A 14,705-nucleotide genomic window follows, 5' to 3' on the forward strand; every position below is an offset into this window, starting at 1 on the left:
TGCCGACGAATGCGGCAATTTTGTTGCGCGCGAGACTAACGTGAATGCGGCGGGTGTAAATGGGGCGCGTTGGCGCTTAGATGCGCGGCCATGTTCAACGACCGTTCGACCCCGCTCTCGCTCCTCAAGACTCGCCGGTCGGGCAAGCCGCGCGATCTCGTTGCGCCGGGGCCATCGCCGCAACAGTTGCGCGAGATTCTTGCGGTTGCCGCGCGCACGCCCGATCACGGCAAGCTCGCACCTTGGCGCTTCGTCATCGTGCGCGCGGACCAACGCGATGCGCTCGCGCGGACCTTGGTGGAAGCTTACCTGGCCGATCGTCCGCAGGCGGCGCGGCTGGAGATCGAGGCGATCGAGCAGTTCGCGCGCCAAGCGCCAGCGTTGGTCGTGGCATTGTCCTCCCCCCGCCCGGAAAGCCACATTCCGCTCTGGGAACAGGAATTGTCGGCGGGGGCGGCGTGCATGAACCTGCTCCACGCGGCGCACGCGATGGGATTTGCTGGGGGCTGGCTCACCGGCTGGGCGGCCTATTCGGATGCGGTGCGCGACGCGTTCGGCGCGGCGCCGGAGCGGATCGCGGGGTTCCTGTTTCTCGGCACGCCGGGGCGCCCGCTCGATGAACGGCCGCGTCCGGAACTGGACAGCATTGTCCGGGAATGGACAGTTTAGGACTCGACGAAACCGCCAGTTGGTGTAGTAAGGCAGCATGACAGCGCTGAGCAGTGACGACAGCCCGGTCTATATCCGGTTACGCGGCACCATTTCCGCAGCGATCCTGCGCGGCGAATTTCGCGCTGGCGACCAGCTTCCCTCCGTCCGCGCGCTTGCGGCCGAACACGGTGCGAACCCGCTGACGGTCGCCAAGGCCTATCAGAGCTTCCAGGACGATGGCTATGTTGAGGTTCGCCGCGGCGTCGGCATGTTCGTGCTGCCGGGCGCCGCGGAAAAACTGCGCATCGCGGAGCGCGACAGCTTCGTGAAGACACAGTGGCCACGGATTCGCGCGCATATCGCGTTGCTTGGGCTGGATGCGGAGGAACTGCTCGGCGAGCGGGTGTAATTCGTTACCCCAGCCCTTCGACTGCCTGCAAGGCAGGCGCTCAGGATGAACTTCGGCCATCGGCCGAAGGCTGGGGTCAATATCTGGTGGGTGTGCCATGCGTGAGAGACATGGATCCCAGCCTTCGCTGGGATGACGATGGTCAGATCACCCCCAACGCCGCCACCTCGTCCGCGCTCAGATCGATTCCGAACATCATGCTCAGGCGCATCCGGTAAACGCGCGGGTCGCTGATGACGGCGGCGGTGTCGTCGCCACCGGCCCAGCGGCGATAGTCGCGGTCGGTCAGTCGTGCGAAGCCATGTGGCAGGACGATGCTGACGATGCGATGCTGGGTGAAGCGGCTCGCGGGTGCAGTCGCGGACCAATGGTTGCCCATCGCGAGGTCCGATTCCCAGACTTCCAGCGTCGTGAAGCTGAATTGCGGGCGCCAGCCCTCGCCCGCACCGCGGCCATCGGTGGTGGCTGGCTCGCCGCTCCGAAGCAGCATCCAGCCGTAATCGGGATCGCGCTGGAGGCGAAAATGCGCGCCATCGCTTGCTTCCACCTCGGCGCCTTCGACAAGCGGCATCGGCGGCGCGTAGCTGCCGCCGAAACCGGCGTCGGCGATCCAGTCCTTCCCGTCGATCCGCACGAGCGCGAGCGTATGGGTGAGCGGCGGCGGCTCGGTCGCGACGAGCCACACCCGCGCCAGCACCGCGCGCGCCTCGAAACCGATCGCAGCAAGCGCGTCGAGAAACAGGCGGTTCTGCTCGAAGCAGTACCCGCCGCGCCTGGCCGTCACCAGCTTGGCGAAAACCGACGCGGAATCGATCCGGATGCCGCGCCCGAGGATGACATCGAGATTTTCGAACGGAGTCGCCAGCCGGTGCGCGCGCTGGAGCGCGGCGAGGCCGTATTCGTCCAGGGTCGGGCGTGCGGGAAGATGGATGCGCGCGAAATAGGCGTCGAGATCGAACATGGCGGGTGATTAGCGACCAGAACGGGCGGCGTCACCCAACTTCAATGTGCTCCCGCGAAGGCGGGAGCCCAGGCTGGATCCCCGCCTTCGCGGGGATACATCAGGCTGCGAACACGTTCGCTTCGACCTCATACAGCACCTCAGCACTCGCGGACGCCGCCGCTTCCAGCCCAAGCGCCTCGGGCACGATCTGTTCGAGATAGAAGCGCACCGCAGCGCGCTTTATCTGCGCGAACGCATCGTCGCCGGTCGCGGCGCGCGCCTGTCGTTCCAGCAGCCAGCCGCAGGATGCGACCGACAGCATCGTCAGGAAGGGGTAGCTTGCCGCAAGCTTGTCGTCGGCCTCGGCTGCCACGAGGCGGAGCCCCACAGTCTCGCACGCGGCCACCAGCGCCAGCAGCTGCGCATCCTTCGCCTCGGCCCGTATGTCGGCGATGAGGCTCGCGAATGCCGCGCCACCGCGCAAGCCAAGCTTGCGCCCGACCAGATCGGCGGCCTGGATGCCGTTCGTCCCCTCGTAGATCGGCGTTATCCGCGCATCGCGGAAATACTGCGCGGCGCCTGTCTCCTCGATATAGCCCATGCCGCCATGGATCTGGACGCCGAGGCTCGCGACCTCATTGCCCAGATCGGTGCCGTGTGCCTTGGCAAGCGGGGTCATCACCTCCAGCCGGTCGTTCGCCGCTTCGTCACCCAGCGCGGCGCGGTCGACCTGCCCTGCGGCGTAATAGACGAGCGCCCGCGCGGCCTGGGTCTGCGCCTTCATCCGCAGCAGCATCCGGCGAACGTCCGGATGCTCGATGATCGCGACGGGCGTGCGATCTTGCGACCCCGCGCGGGACGACTGGATTCGCTCGCGGGCATATTCCACCGCCTTCTGCGTCGCGGCTTCCGCCACCTGCACACCCTGCAAACCGACATTGAGCCGCGCGTTGTTCATCATCGTGAACATCGCGCGCATCCCGCCATGTTCGGGGCCGATCAGCTCGCCGATGCAATCGTCGTGATCGCCGAACGACAGCACGCAGGTGGGCGACGCGTGGAGCCCCATCTTGTGTTCGATCGACACGGTGCGGACATCGTTGAAGTCGCCCGGCCGTCCTTCCGCATCGAGACGATATTTGGGCACGAGGAACAGCGATATGCCGCGCGTGCCCGCGGGCGCATCGGGGGTGCGGGCAAGGACGAGGTGGACGATGTTCTCCGCCATGTCGTGATCGCCGAAGGAGATGAAGATCTTCGTGCCCTTGATGCTCCATGTCCCGTCGCCACGCGGCGTCGCCACCGTGCGCAGGGCCCCCACATCGCTGCCCGCCTGCGATTCGGTTAGGTTCATCGTGCCCGTCCACGCACCGGTGGCGAGGTGGGGCAGATACAGCGCCTGCTGGGCCTGCGTGCCGTGATGCGCCAGCGCCTCGATCGCGCCGACGGTCAGCGTCGGGCAGAGCGCAAAGCCCATGTTCGCGGTGCCTAGCGTCTCCAGCACCGCGGTCTGGATCGCGAAGGGCAGCCCCTGCCCGCCATGCGCCTCCGGCACGCCGATCGTACCCCAGCCGCCATCGACATAGTCTTGGTAAGCCCGCCCATAGCCGTCCGGCATCCGCACGCCGTCGGGCGTCCATTTCGCGCCGACCGTGTCGCCGGCGTGGTTGAGCGGCGCCCATTCGCCGGCTGCGAACTGCCCCGCGCCCTCCAGCACCGCATCGATCACGTCGTCGCTGGCCGCGGCAAAGCGTTCGGTCGCGCCGAGCTCCCCGATCCCGACGACGGTATCGAGGACGAAACGCTGTTCGGCGGTCGCAGGGGTATAGGGCATGGCGGGTCTCTTATCGTTCGCGTCGTGCCTCGCTATAGCCCTCGCGAATGGCCGATCCAGCCCCCCGCATCTTACCCTACGGCGAGGCCGCGATTGCGGAAGCGACGGCGGCCATCGCGCACGGCGACGTGGTCGCGACTCCGACGGAAACGGTCTACGGTCTCGCCGGCGACGCGACCCGGAGCGACGCGGTCGCTGCAATATATGCGGCGAAAGGCAGGCCGAGTTTCAACCCGCTGATCGTCCACGTCGCCGATCTGGCCGCGGCGGAGCGGATCGCGGTGTTCGACGACCGTGCGCGCGGACTCGCTACGCGGTTCTGGCCCGGGCCGCTGACCCTCGTCCTCCCGCTTCGCGCCGACGCCGGGATTGCGCGGGCGGTGACCGCCGGGCTGGACACGATCGCGCTGCGTGTCCCAGGCCACCGCGCGATGCAGGCGCTGCTGGCTGCGTGCGGGCGACCGCTCGCGGCGCCCTCCGCGAACGCCAGCAATGCGATCAGTCCGACGCGGGCGGAGCATGTCGCCGCAAGCCTCGGCGCGCGCGTGGCGCTGATTATTGACGATGGGGCCTGCGCGGCGGGGCTGGAATCGACTATCGTCCACGACGGCGTGATCCTGCGGCCGGGCCCCCTATCAAGTGAGGCGCTCGGGTTGCCGGCGTTTCGCGTCGAGACTGAAGGCGAAATCACCGCGCCGGGGCAACTGGCGAGCCATTACGCGCCGCGCAAACCGCTCCGCCTGGATGTCGCATCACGGAAATCGGATGAATGGCTCATCGGTTTCGGTGAAGTCATGGGCGACGCGACGCTATCGGCGAGCGGCGACCTGATCGAGGCGGCGGCGAAGCTGTTCGACGCGCTCCACCGCGCAGACGCCAGCGATCGCGCCGGGATCGCCGTCGCACCGATTCCCGACCACGGCATCGGTGCCGCGATCAACGACCGTCTGCGCCGGGCGGCGCATCGTTAGCCTCGCAGCCGCGTCACCTCGTCATGCAGGGCCGCGAGCGACGCGACGAGGCGCTCCCGGTCGGTCCGCGCGATCGCCAGGTCGGATCGGGCCTCCCCCAATTCCATCGCGCGCACCGCAATGCGCGCGTCAAGCGCGGCATTGGCGCGCTTCAGGTCCGCAAGCCGGCGCCCACGCGCCAGCACGCGCGCGACGCGGGCGAACAGCACGTCAAAGGTGAAGGGCTTGGCGATATGGTCGTCGGCGCCCGCCGCCAGCGCGCGCACCGCGGCTTCGGCATCGCTGCGGCCGGTGACCATCACCACCGGCAGGTCGGCGTTCTGGCGGTCGCCGCGGATTTCGGCGAGCACGTCGAGCCCCGACAAACCCGGCATCACCATATCGAGCAGCACGAGATCGAATGCGCGGCCGGCAATCATGTCGAGCGCCTCGCGGCCATTCTCGGCAAGCGCGACGAGATAGCCCTGTTCGGCCAGCCGGCGGCCCATCACGTCGCGATTGGTGCGGCTGTCATCGACGATCAGGATGCTTCGGTGGTGCATGCGCGCGGTCCCGCGTGGGTGGTCCTCGCCGCCGATCCTAACCGCGCCCGCTCACCAAATGGTTAACGCGCGCGCAACCATCCCGCTCAGGCGGCGCGTGCCTGCCGCCACGCACCTGCGATATCCTCCAGCGTATCGGCGACCGAACGGAAGGTGGCGCCGCTGTTCGACAGGCTGGCGTCGAGCACCGTCCTGCGCGCGCCGGCATAAAGCGTCGCCAGCGTCACCGAGACGTCGCCACCCTTGTCGAAGTCCAGCCCGGCCTCCAGCGCGAAGAGGATCGCGGTCGCGCGCGTCACGCGCTCGCTACGAGTGCGCGGCTGGTTGTGCTCGGCCGCCCACGCCGCCGTTCGCAGCGCCGAGACGAGTTCTTCATACAGCAGCTGGACGAGTGCGGGACCGTCCGCATTTGCGGTGCGCCCGGCAATGTCGATCTGGCGGTAGGTGTCGAGCGGATTGCGCGCGAGAGCCGATGCATACGCCATCAGTTGTCCGATTTCGTCCACATGTCGATCTGCTGGGTCAGGAAGGCCTGGGTCGATTTATACGCCGCCACCCGCGCATCCATGGCCGAGAATTGCTGCGTCATCCGCGTGCGCAGCGCGTCCGCATCGCTCGACGCCTTGTCCTGCGCCTTGGCAAGGTCGCTCTGCGCCTGGGTCAGCCTCGCGGTCGTCGCATCGAGCCCGTAGGTCGGGCTGGTCGTCGTCGTCGAGATCGCGTTGAGCGCCGCCGACAAGCCGTTGCCGGTCGCGCCCGTGCCGTCAGCGAACATCGCCTCGACCACTTCAGGCCATTGGGTCATGGCGCGGGTCAGCTGGGTCTGGTCGACGCTCAGCGTCCCGTCGCGGTTGGTCTTCACGCCGATTTCCGCCAGCGTCGTCGGCGCGCCGGACGGAACCCCGCTGACGAGCGGGACGAGCGTGATGCCGGCGAGGGTGCGCGCCAGCTGGTTCGATGCCCCGTCCCCCGCGAGCGTGCCCGACTTCGCGTTCGTCTGCTCGACGATCACCGAGTGCATCTCGTTATACGTATCGACGACATCCTTCACCGCCTGGTTCAGCGCATCGGTCGGCACGGTGCTCGCGATGTTCACGGCGCTTGCGGTCGTCTGCAACAGGTCGAGCTGCACGCCGGGCACCAGGTCGGTCACGCTGTTGCTCGCACGCGTCACCGTGACGCCGTCGACGACCAGCTCTGCATCCTGCGGGGTGCCCGCGATCGTCGTCGCCCCGCCGCTGCCGCTCGTGTTCAGGATCGCAAGCCCCGGTCCGCTCGAACCGGTGTCGCTCGTCGAGATCTCGAAAGCCTTGGCGGCCCCTGTCGGCCCCTTGATGACCAGCCGCGCATCGCCGTTGGCGGCGGTGACGACACTGGCCGTCACCCCCTTGTTGGCGCCGTTGATCTTCTTCGCGATACCGTCGAGCGTACCGTCGGTGCTGGTGATGTCGAGCGTGAAGCCGTCCGCCGGGCTGGTCGCGCTGAACGTCGAGGCATCGCCGGGCGTGGCGCGCGTGCCGAAGCTGAAGGTGATCGTGCCGGTGCCGATCGTGTCGCCGCGCTTCAGCCCGGTCGCGTTCGTCGTCGCGGTCTGGTTGGTCGCAAGGCGGTTGACGACGATCGATGATGACACGGTGGACACCGCAGCGCCCGGAATGACGCTGGTGCGGATCGCGCTCGCGTTGCTCGTCGTCGGCTGGCCGGTGAGCGTCCCGCCCTTGACCAGCGACTGCAGCGCGCTCGCGAAGCCGGTGATGCCGCTCTTCAGCTTGGCGAGGCCGGAAATTTGCGCGGTCAGCTTGTCGGCCTGCGCCGAAAGCTGCTGGTTCTTGAGCTGGAACTGGTTCGTGACGAGCGAGTCGACCAGCGCGCCGAGATCGATGCCGGAGCCTGCGCCCAGCGTCTTGGCGATCGAGCTGGCGCTGCTGACGCTGCTCGTCGTGGAGGTCGTCGTCGTCATTCCCGGGCCCTTCGACTGGTCACTGGATTAAACGGCCGCAGGCGCCCGCGCTTTACCCCTGTTTCGCACCATTTTCGTCGAAGCGTGCGGTCGTCGGCACCTCGACGACCGGCTGCAATCCGCGCGCGGTTTCGTTGAGCCCGAAGACGAAGGCGAGGACGGTCGCGATCGCCATGTAGAGATCGTCGCGGACCTCCTGCCCCTCGCGGCTGGTGTAGTAGATCGCGCGCGCGAGCTGCGGATATTCCAGCACCGGCAGCGTATGCTCGGCCGCCGCCTCGCGGATGGCGAGCGCGGTCGCGCCCCTGCCCTTCGCCACGACCACCGGCACCTGATCGCGGCCGCGATCGTAGCGCAGCGCGACGGCGAAATGCGTCGGGTTGGTCAGCACGACATGCGCCTCCCCGATCGCCTTGCGCATCCCGCCCGACAGCACCGCGCGCTGCTTGGCACGGATATGGCCCTTCAACTCGGGCGAGCCTTCGGTTTCCTTGTGCTCGTCGCGGATTTCCTGTTTCGTCATGCGCAGCTTCTGGAGCAGCCGGATGAGCTGGGTCGGCACGTCGATCGCGGCAATCGCGACGAGGCCCAAGGCCATCGCCATCAGGATGCCGACGAAGGTGCCGCCGAGATCGCCGATCGCGCGCGCGGGGTCGGACGCGGCGAGACCGAGCATCATCGATTTGGACCGCCACAGCATCCACCCGCCGATCACGCCGAGCAGCACGACCTTGAGGAGTGATTTCGCGAGCTCGATCCAGCCATTCATGCCGAAGATGCGCTTCAAACCGGAGGCCGGATTGATCCGCTGCGCCTTGGGCGCGAGAAGGCTGCCGTTGAAGCGCAGCGAGCCGAGCCCCGCCTGACTGACGATCGCCGCGGCAATGGTGATCGCGAAGAGCAGGCCGAGCGAGGGGACGAGCTTCCATCCCGCCGCCGCGAGCGGACGGAGCGGCTGGAAATCCTCGACATCGCCGCGGCCGAACTGGAAGCTCTCGGTCATTACCCCCTTGCACGCGGCGATCAGCGAGGGGCCGAAGAATGCCATCCAGCAGATGCCCGCGAGCACGACGAGCGCGGTCGCGAACTCGCGGCTCTTGAGGATATCGCCCTTCTCCGTCGCGTCCTTGCGACGCTTGGGGGTTGGGGCTTCTGTCTTGTCGCCGAATTCGTCCGCCATCTCAGCGGAACACCAGGTTTTCGACCGCCGCGAGTCCCTCGCGGACGATGACCTGCATGTAGTCGCCCATCACCGGAAAGGCCATGGCGAGCGCGATGACACCGACTGCAAGGCTCAAGGGCAGGCCGACCGCGAAGAGGTTCAGCGCCGGCGCCGACCGCGAGAGCATGCCGACGACGAGGTTGAGACACAGCAGCAGGAAGCCGACCGGGAGCGCGAGCATGAGGCCGGCGAGGAAGATGTAGCCGCCGAAAAAGGCGATATCGCGCAGCCGCTCGACACCCATCCAGGCATTGCCGGGCGGCAGCGCATCATAGCTCTTCACGATCATGTCGACGAGGACGAGGTGGCCGTCCATCGACAGGAACAAAAGCGTCAGGATGAGCGAGAGAAACTGGCCGATCGCTGCGGTCGAACGCCCGGCCTGCGGATCGATCATGTTGGCGAAGCTGAGGCCCATCGACCCGCCGATGAGCTCGCCCGCGATGAAGGGGGCTGCAAACGCGATCTGGAGGACGAAACCGAGCGCGAGGCCGACCAGCGCTTCCGCCGCCACCGCGAGGAAGGTCGTGACGGCGAAGATCTGCGGCGGCGGTGCGATGGCATGGGTGCCGAGCACGAGAATGCCGATCGCGCCGGAGAGCGTCACGCGCACCGGCAGCGGGATCGACACCGCGCCGAACACCGGTGCGGCGACGAACGCCGCGCCGACGCGCACCATCACGAAGATGAGCGCCCAGAGCTGCGGCTCGATCGAAAGGCCGAAGCCCAACATTACTGTCCCTCTCCCAAGGGGAGAGGGAGGGAGCAGCGAAGCTGCGGAAGGGTGAGGGCGAGGCCGGGCGAGGTCGCCCTCACCCTTCCCTCTCCCAAGGGGAGAGGGGAATTCATCAATGCACCAGGTCCGGAATGCGCTCGAAGATGCTGAGCGTGAAGTCGCTCAGCAGCCCGAGGATGAGACTGCCGAAGATCAGGATCGAGATGCCGACGACGACGAGCTTGGGGACGAACGACAGCGTCGCCTCGTTGATCGACGTCGCCGCCTGCACCATGCCGAGCACCAGCCCCGCGAGCAGCGTCGGGATGAGAATCGGCGCGGCGGCGAGCGCGAGCACCCACATCGTCTGATTGGCGACGGTCAGGAAATAATCGGCATCGACGAGCGGGTTCATGATTGATCCTGTAGGGTCGGCCTGTTCAAATCCGTTCGTCCTGAGCGCAGTCGAAGCACCTTTGGCGCTTGCCCTTCGACTTCGCTCAGGGCGAACGGAGGTTGGGCATCAGGTTGCAAAAGAGTTGGCCAAACTCCCCATCGTCAGCGCCCAGCCGTCCACCAGGACGAACAGCAGCAGCTTGAACGGCAGTGAGATGATGGTGGGCGACAGCATCATCATGCCGAGCGACATGAGGACCGTCGCGACGACGAGATCGATGACGATGAAGGGCAAAAAGATCAGAAAACCGATCTGGAACGCGGTCTTCAGCTCGCTCGTCACAAATGCGGGGAGCAGGACCGAGAAGGGGATGTCCTTCGTCGACGCATAGGGCCCGGACTTCGCCATCTGCGCGAACATCGTCACGTCCTTCACCCGCGTCTGCTTCGCCATGAAGGCGTGCAAGGGCGCGCCGGCAGCCTGGATCATCTGGGTGCCGGCGAGCTGCCCCGCGGCATAGGGCTGAATCGCGGTCGTGTTGATCTGGCTGATGACGGGCGCCATCACAAAGAAGCTGAGGAACAGCGACAGCCCGATCAGCACCTGGTTGGGTGGCGTCTGCTGCAGGCCCATCGCCTGACGCAGGATCGAGAGCACGATGATGATCCGCGTGAAGCTGGTCATCATCAGGATGATCCCCGGCAGGATCGACAGCAGCCCCATGATGATGAGGACTTGCAAGCTGAGCGAGAGAGAGCGGGATTGACCGGTGCTCCCCGCCTGCTGCCCGCCGAGCTGGCCGAGCGCGCGGTCGACCGCGTCGCCGACGCCAGGGACCGGGGCGGCGGGCGCGGCCTGGGCGAAGGCGGGCATCGCGACAAAGATCGCGAGGAGAATTGCAGCCAGGATCAGCGCGATTTTGTATCCCCGTGAAGACGGGGATCCAGTCCGGGCTCCCGCCTTCGCGGGAGCACAATCGACGCGGAACAATGCTGGGCCTGCACCGCTGCGCATCACGCTCACGAAAGCACCTTCGTGTCAGCCCGGAAACCGTCAGCCTTGTCGATCAGGTTCACGCCGCCGCGTCCCACCGACACGAGCAGGCGTTTGCCCTCGAAATCGATCACCGCGAGACGAAGCCCCGGCGAGATCATCATCGTTTCCTTGACGCCGATCAGCCGCGCAGACGGCTTGCCGGGCATCCGGCTCTCCAGCTTGCGCCACAGATACAGGCAGCCGATCATCAGCCCGCAGACGAGCGGGAGCAGGATCACCAGCTTCAGGATGTAGGTCCACAGCATCGCAGATCAGACGCGCTTGTCGGGGTTGACGAGCTCGGTCATGCGCACGCCGAAGCGATCGCCGACGGTCACGACCTCGCCGCGGCCGATGAGCGTGCCGTTGACGAAGACGTCGAGCAGTTCGTTCGCGGCGCGGTCGAGCTCGATCACGCTCGACTCGCCCAGCGCGAGGAGCTCGCGCAAGCTCAGCTGGGTCGAGCCGATCTCGACGGTCAGCTTCACGTCGACATCCTGGAGCAGCCGGAAATTGGCCGCGACGGCGGCACCGCCCGCGGGCGCGTCGACCGCAAAACCGCCGGTCATGTCGTTCATTGGGGCAATCCTTCGTCGGTACGGGTGAGTTGGGTGATGCGGATGGCGGCGCGGCCGTTCGAGGTGCCGACAGTGCCCGCGCCGAAGCGGTCGCCGCCGACCATGACGGGCACGTCGTGCGAGACGATAATCGGGATCACGTCGCCTTCCTTCAGCGTCATCAGCATGGAGAGCGGAACGACCGGCTCGGCGAGGACCGAGCGGACGGGGAACTTCACCGCCATCGTCGAGCGGGTGAGCGCGTTGCGCCAGCCGGCATCGGGCTCCGCGCCCTTGCCGACAACCTTGCCGGTCAGCGCGGTGCCGTGCGGCTTCAGCGCGGTGACGGGGTAGACGATGTCGAGAAAGACAGGCTTGCGCGTGCCGCGGCCGATGCCGAAACGGGTGACGATCATCGCGTCCTCTGCATCGACGCCGCCGAGCATGGAGGGATTGGCCTCGACCCGGCCCGCGGTGAACGCGATCCTCGCAACCGGCTCCCAGGACGATTTCATCACCGTGGTGATCGAATCGGTGAGGCGCGCGATGAGCGCGTCGGCCGCAGGCGAGAACTCGCCGGGCAGCTCGTCGGGCGCAGCGCCGGTGCCGCCGAAGAAGATATCGAGCAATTCCAGCACGAACCGCCCGTCCATCACGATCAGCGCAATGCCGTCATTGGGCGCCATCTGGAGCGGCACCCAGGCGGTCAGCCGGTCGGGCCGCTCCGCGCGGTAATCGGCGAAGCGCTGGACGACGAGCGGCTCGGCGAAGGTCCGCACCTCCTCGCGCAGCATCGGCTCCAGCACACCGCGCAAGGGTCGCGCAAGCCGGGCGGAGAGGTGCTGAAGCGTGTGCAGGTCGCCGAACGGATTGAGCTTCGCCTGCCCCAGCGGGTTCGACTGGATGAGCGGCGCACGCCCGCGACCCCGGCGATCGTTCGCCAGGGTGGTATCCCCCGTCAGGGTTTCGGTTGCGGGCGCGTTAACCATGCCCGGTCACTGAACAACGAAATTGGTAAAGTAGACGTTACCAACGCCGCCGAACCCTTCCTTTTCCTGCAAAGTTGCGTTGATTGCTGCGACGAGCCGTTTCTGGAGCGCTTTTTTTCCGTCTGAGGTGAAGACCTGCTCCTCGGTCGTATCGCCCAGCGTCATCAGGATCGCGGAGCGAATCGCGATGTCGTTGGTCTTGATGTTCTCGATGACCTTGTCGTCATAGGGCGTCGCGATAGCCACGCCGACCTGGATGAAATGCACCGAATCCTGCAGGTTCGAGGTGAAGTCCTTCTCCAGCGGATAGTAGTTGGTCGCATAGCGATCCCCGCCATGCCCTTCGGGCGTCGGCTGGCCCTCATGCTTGGCGGGCGCTGCCTCGCCGCCGCCATGGCCACCGCCCTCGCCGCCCTCGCCCGGATGCTTCTGCTCGCTCTTGGGCACGAGCTGGGGCTTGTCCGGATCGACAGCGGCGTCGTGCTTGCCGCCGATCAGCCCGCTGTTCGCGGCATACAGGCCGCCGCCGACGCCCGCGCCGATCAGCACCGCTGCGCCGCCCACGACGACCAGCAGCTTGCCGATCTTGCCCTTCTTCTTCTTCGGCGCGTCCGCCTTCACGTCGTCACTCATCGTCGTCTATCCCCCGAAATCAGGCGACCCGCTGGTCGTCATCGTCGTTCGTTGCTGGTTGATCGCCCGCACGGGCCGAGGCCGGGCGAGCGGGTTGCGGCGGCGCGGGGTTGCCGCGCTGCTGGTGGGAATCCTGCGGCATCGCCTGCCCGGACGTCTGGCCGCTCGACGCGGCGATCTTCAGCCCGCGCTGCTCGCCGAGTTCGGTCAGCCGCGGCTGTGCATCGGCGATCAGAACGCGCGTTTCCGGACGGTCGGCGGCGAGGTGCACGCGGACGGTATCGCCGTCGCGCTTCATTGCAACGTCGATCGCGCCGAGCGCGTCGGGAATCAGCCTGATCCGCGTATCCTGCGCATCGGCCGCGTCGCGTAGCGATTCGATCCGCGCAATCATCTTTGCCGGCCAATGCCCCTGCATCATGTCGATCGGTGCCCGATCGGCCACCGCTGCGATCGTCGTTGCCGGCACGCCGACGGCCGATGCAGCGAACGCCGCCGGGGAAACCGGATCGCCCTGCGTCGATCGTTCGCTGCGGCCCGCTGCTGCATGAATTGCCTCGGCAAAGAGCTGTCCTGCCGGACCCGCGTTCGTCGGTGTGACCGGCGCCGGTGGGGCGAGCACAGCCGTCGCGGGCGTGGTGACTGCGCCGGTGCGCACCGACGCTTTCGAGGTGGCGTCCGCCAAGGGAACCAGAACGGGACGCGGACCGACCGACGCAAGAAACGACGCGACGCTGGCCGGCATGGCGGGGAGCACCGTTACCGGAGATGGCGCGGGGGTCGCCGCTTGCGGCACGCTTGTCACTGGCGCATCGCGGGAGGACGCGTCCAGCATCCGCGCGATCGGGGCGAGCGAGGGCGCCAGCGCGGGGGCAACCGCCGGTGCGTCAACAGGTCTCGGCTGCATTGCCATAACAGCGGCTACCCTTCCGCTATTGGGGATGGTGCGCGAGGGGGCGAGATCGAGGTCGTCAAGCGGCGCGGACGGCGCCGGAGTTGGCGAGCCAGAGGCGGGCCGGATCGGCGAATTCCTGGGTTGTTCAATGCTCGGCGACGCCGCCGCTTTCGCAGGGAATCCGCCGGCCGGGACGGCAACAGCTGCGGGCGACGAACTGGTGATCGCAGGTGCAAGGATCGGTGATCGATCGTCGGTCGCCGTTTGCTGCGTGACGGAGGGTATGACAGCCGGCGGTGGCTGCATTGCCGTCACGTCGCTGACATTGTCGATGGGGGCTGCGGCGGGCAACGCAACCGGCTGCGTCGTCACCGCAACGGTGACGGGCTGCGGCGGCGCCTCGGAAAGAGCGACGCCCGCGTCTTGCCTCCTGACCTTCGCGCGTTTTTCGGCAACCGGTGTCGAGGTCTCCGGCGCGGAGCCGGCGCGATTCGGGGCGATTGCCAACGGTTCAGTCATTGGCGAAGTCCTTTCCTGAACCTTGGCGACCCGCGTCTCCGCGACCCGAGTTGGCTTGCCCCCCCTTTCCTCCGGCGCAGTCAAGGGAAGCGCCACCGTGACCACCGACGTGTCGGCCGTTGTGACGGCCTCGTCTCCGGCAGAAGCCGTCATGAGCTTCGGCAGCACGGTTCCGTCCTCTCCACCCACCTCCGGGTGACCCGCCGGTGGCGTGATCGCGGTGCCCCCCGGCACCGCCTCGCCGCCACCGGCAGGATCTTGCCGCACCTTGCCGGGGGCCGCCGGGGCCACGCCGATCAAGGCGAAGGTCATGAAATCGGGGAGGTCGATCGCGCCCTTGCCGCCAAGTGCCACGCCGCCCGCAGACGTACCGGCGATTCCGGCGCGGCCGGTCGCTGGCATCAGGGGGCTCGTGAGCTGGAACATTGCGGCA

The 14,705-nt window shown here is 67.3% G+C and carries 17 protein-coding genes; 3 read left to right on the top strand and 14 right to left on the bottom strand.

Features of this window, described 5'->3' with window-relative positions; translation table 11 throughout:
- Positions 1-90 precede the first annotated feature (90 nt).
- On the top strand, positions 91-669 hold the full coding sequence (locus BOS5A_RS15430; protein WP_151955777.1) for a nitroreductase family protein: 579 nt from the start codon (positions 91-93) through the stop codon (positions 667-669).
- Between the two features lie 37 nt (positions 670-706).
- Positions 707-1,060 carry a GntR family transcriptional regulator gene (locus tag BOS5A_RS15435; protein ID WP_151955778.1) on the top strand — a complete coding sequence of 118 codons (354 nt, stop codon included), beginning with the start codon at positions 707-709 and terminating at the stop codon, positions 1,058-1,060.
- 142 nt (positions 1,061-1,202) lie between these two features.
- Here the strand turns inward: BOS5A_RS15435 and BOS5A_RS15440 are convergent, their stop codons facing one another.
- Both BOS5A_RS15440 and BOS5A_RS15445 read right to left on the bottom strand, forming a co-directional pair.
- Positions 1,203-2,021: an arylamine N-acetyltransferase family protein gene (locus tag BOS5A_RS15440; protein ID WP_151955779.1), complete on the bottom strand. Its 819-nt coding sequence runs from the start codon at positions 2,019-2,021 to the stop codon at positions 1,203-1,205.
- Between the two features lie 100 nt (positions 2,022-2,121).
- Positions 2,122-3,837, bottom strand: coding sequence for an acyl-CoA dehydrogenase (locus tag BOS5A_RS15445; protein WP_151955780.1), 1,716 nt, complete (start codon positions 3,835-3,837; stop codon positions 2,122-2,124).
- A 47-nt stretch (positions 3,838-3,884) separates the two neighbouring features.
- Between BOS5A_RS15445 and BOS5A_RS15450 the strand changes: the two genes are divergently transcribed.
- Positions 3,885-4,808 carry an L-threonylcarbamoyladenylate synthase gene (locus BOS5A_RS15450; protein WP_151955781.1) on the top strand — a complete coding sequence of 308 codons (924 nt, stop codon included), beginning with the start codon at positions 3,885-3,887 and terminating at the stop codon, positions 4,806-4,808.
- On the opposite strand, the gene BOS5A_RS15455 is transcribed toward BOS5A_RS15450, so the two are convergent.
- From BOS5A_RS15455 to BOS5A_RS16195, 12 genes are all read right to left on the bottom strand, one after another.
- Positions 4,805-5,350, bottom strand: coding sequence for a response regulator (locus tag BOS5A_RS15455; protein WP_151955782.1), 546 nt, complete (start codon positions 5,348-5,350; stop codon positions 4,805-4,807). The two genes, BOS5A_RS15450 and BOS5A_RS15455, sit on opposite strands and share 4 nt — an antisense overlap.
- Positions 5,351-5,436: 86 nt before the next feature.
- The gene (gene fliS / locus BOS5A_RS15460) at positions 5,437-5,835 is read right to left on the bottom strand and encodes a flagellar export chaperone FliS (protein ID WP_151955783.1); all 399 of its coding nucleotides are present in this window, start codon (positions 5,833-5,835) and stop codon (positions 5,437-5,439) included.
- Positions 5,835-7,310, bottom strand: a complete 1,476-nt coding sequence (fliD, locus tag BOS5A_RS15465) for a flagellar filament capping protein FliD (RefSeq protein WP_151955784.1) — start codon at positions 7,308-7,310, stop codon at positions 5,835-5,837. The genes fliS and fliD overlap by 1 nt, the downstream gene beginning before the upstream one ends.
- A 52-nt stretch (positions 7,311-7,362) precedes the next feature.
- Positions 7,363-8,490, bottom strand: a complete 1,128-nt coding sequence (gene flhB, locus BOS5A_RS15470; RefSeq protein ID WP_151955785.1) for a flagellar type III secretion system protein FlhB — start codon at positions 8,488-8,490, stop codon at positions 7,363-7,365.
- Position 8,491: 1 nt separating this feature from the next.
- Entirely contained in the window at positions 8,492-9,265 is a 774-nt protein-coding gene (gene fliR, locus BOS5A_RS15475) for a flagellar biosynthetic protein FliR (protein WP_151955786.1), read from the bottom strand.
- 115 nt (positions 9,266-9,380) lie between these two features.
- Positions 9,381-9,662: a flagellar biosynthetic protein FliQ gene (locus tag BOS5A_RS15480; RefSeq protein ID WP_151955787.1), complete on the bottom strand. Its 282-nt coding sequence runs from the start codon at positions 9,660-9,662 to the stop codon at positions 9,381-9,383.
- Between the two features lie 108 nt (positions 9,663-9,770).
- Complete coding sequence (gene fliP, locus BOS5A_RS15485; RefSeq protein WP_151955788.1) at positions 9,771-10,658, bottom strand: flagellar type III secretion system pore protein FliP; 888 nt, start codon at positions 10,656-10,658, stop codon at positions 9,771-9,773.
- Between the two features lie 5 nt (positions 10,659-10,663).
- A complete protein-coding gene (locus BOS5A_RS15490) occupies positions 10,664-10,945 on the bottom strand; it encodes a flagellar biosynthetic protein FliO (protein WP_151955789.1) in 282 nt (93 codons plus the stop codon).
- A 6-nt stretch (positions 10,946-10,951) separates the two neighbouring features.
- Entirely contained in the window at positions 10,952-11,257 is a 306-nt protein-coding gene (gene fliN, locus BOS5A_RS15495; RefSeq protein WP_151955790.1) for a flagellar motor switch protein FliN, read from the bottom strand.
- Positions 11,254-12,225 carry a flagellar motor switch protein FliM gene (locus BOS5A_RS15500; RefSeq protein WP_151955791.1) on the bottom strand — a complete coding sequence of 324 codons (972 nt, stop codon included), beginning with the start codon at positions 12,223-12,225 and terminating at the stop codon, positions 11,254-11,256. Before BOS5A_RS15500 ends, fliN begins: the two co-directional genes overlap by 4 nt.
- A gap of 6 nt (positions 12,226-12,231) precedes the next feature.
- On the bottom strand, positions 12,232-12,858 hold the full coding sequence (locus BOS5A_RS15505) for a flagellar basal body-associated FliL family protein (protein WP_151955792.1): 627 nt from the start codon (positions 12,856-12,858) through the stop codon (positions 12,232-12,234).
- A gap of 19 nt (positions 12,859-12,877) precedes the next feature.
- Positions 12,878-14,698, bottom strand: a complete 1,821-nt coding sequence (locus BOS5A_RS16195; RefSeq protein ID WP_151955793.1) for a flagellar hook-length control protein FliK — start codon at positions 14,696-14,698, stop codon at positions 12,878-12,880.
- Between the last annotated feature and the right edge of the window lie 7 nt (positions 14,699-14,705).

The organism is Sphingomonas sp. EC-HK361 (genome assembly GCF_902498785.1).
Taxonomy (GTDB): domain Bacteria; phylum Pseudomonadota; class Alphaproteobacteria; order Sphingomonadales; family Sphingomonadaceae; genus Sphingomonas.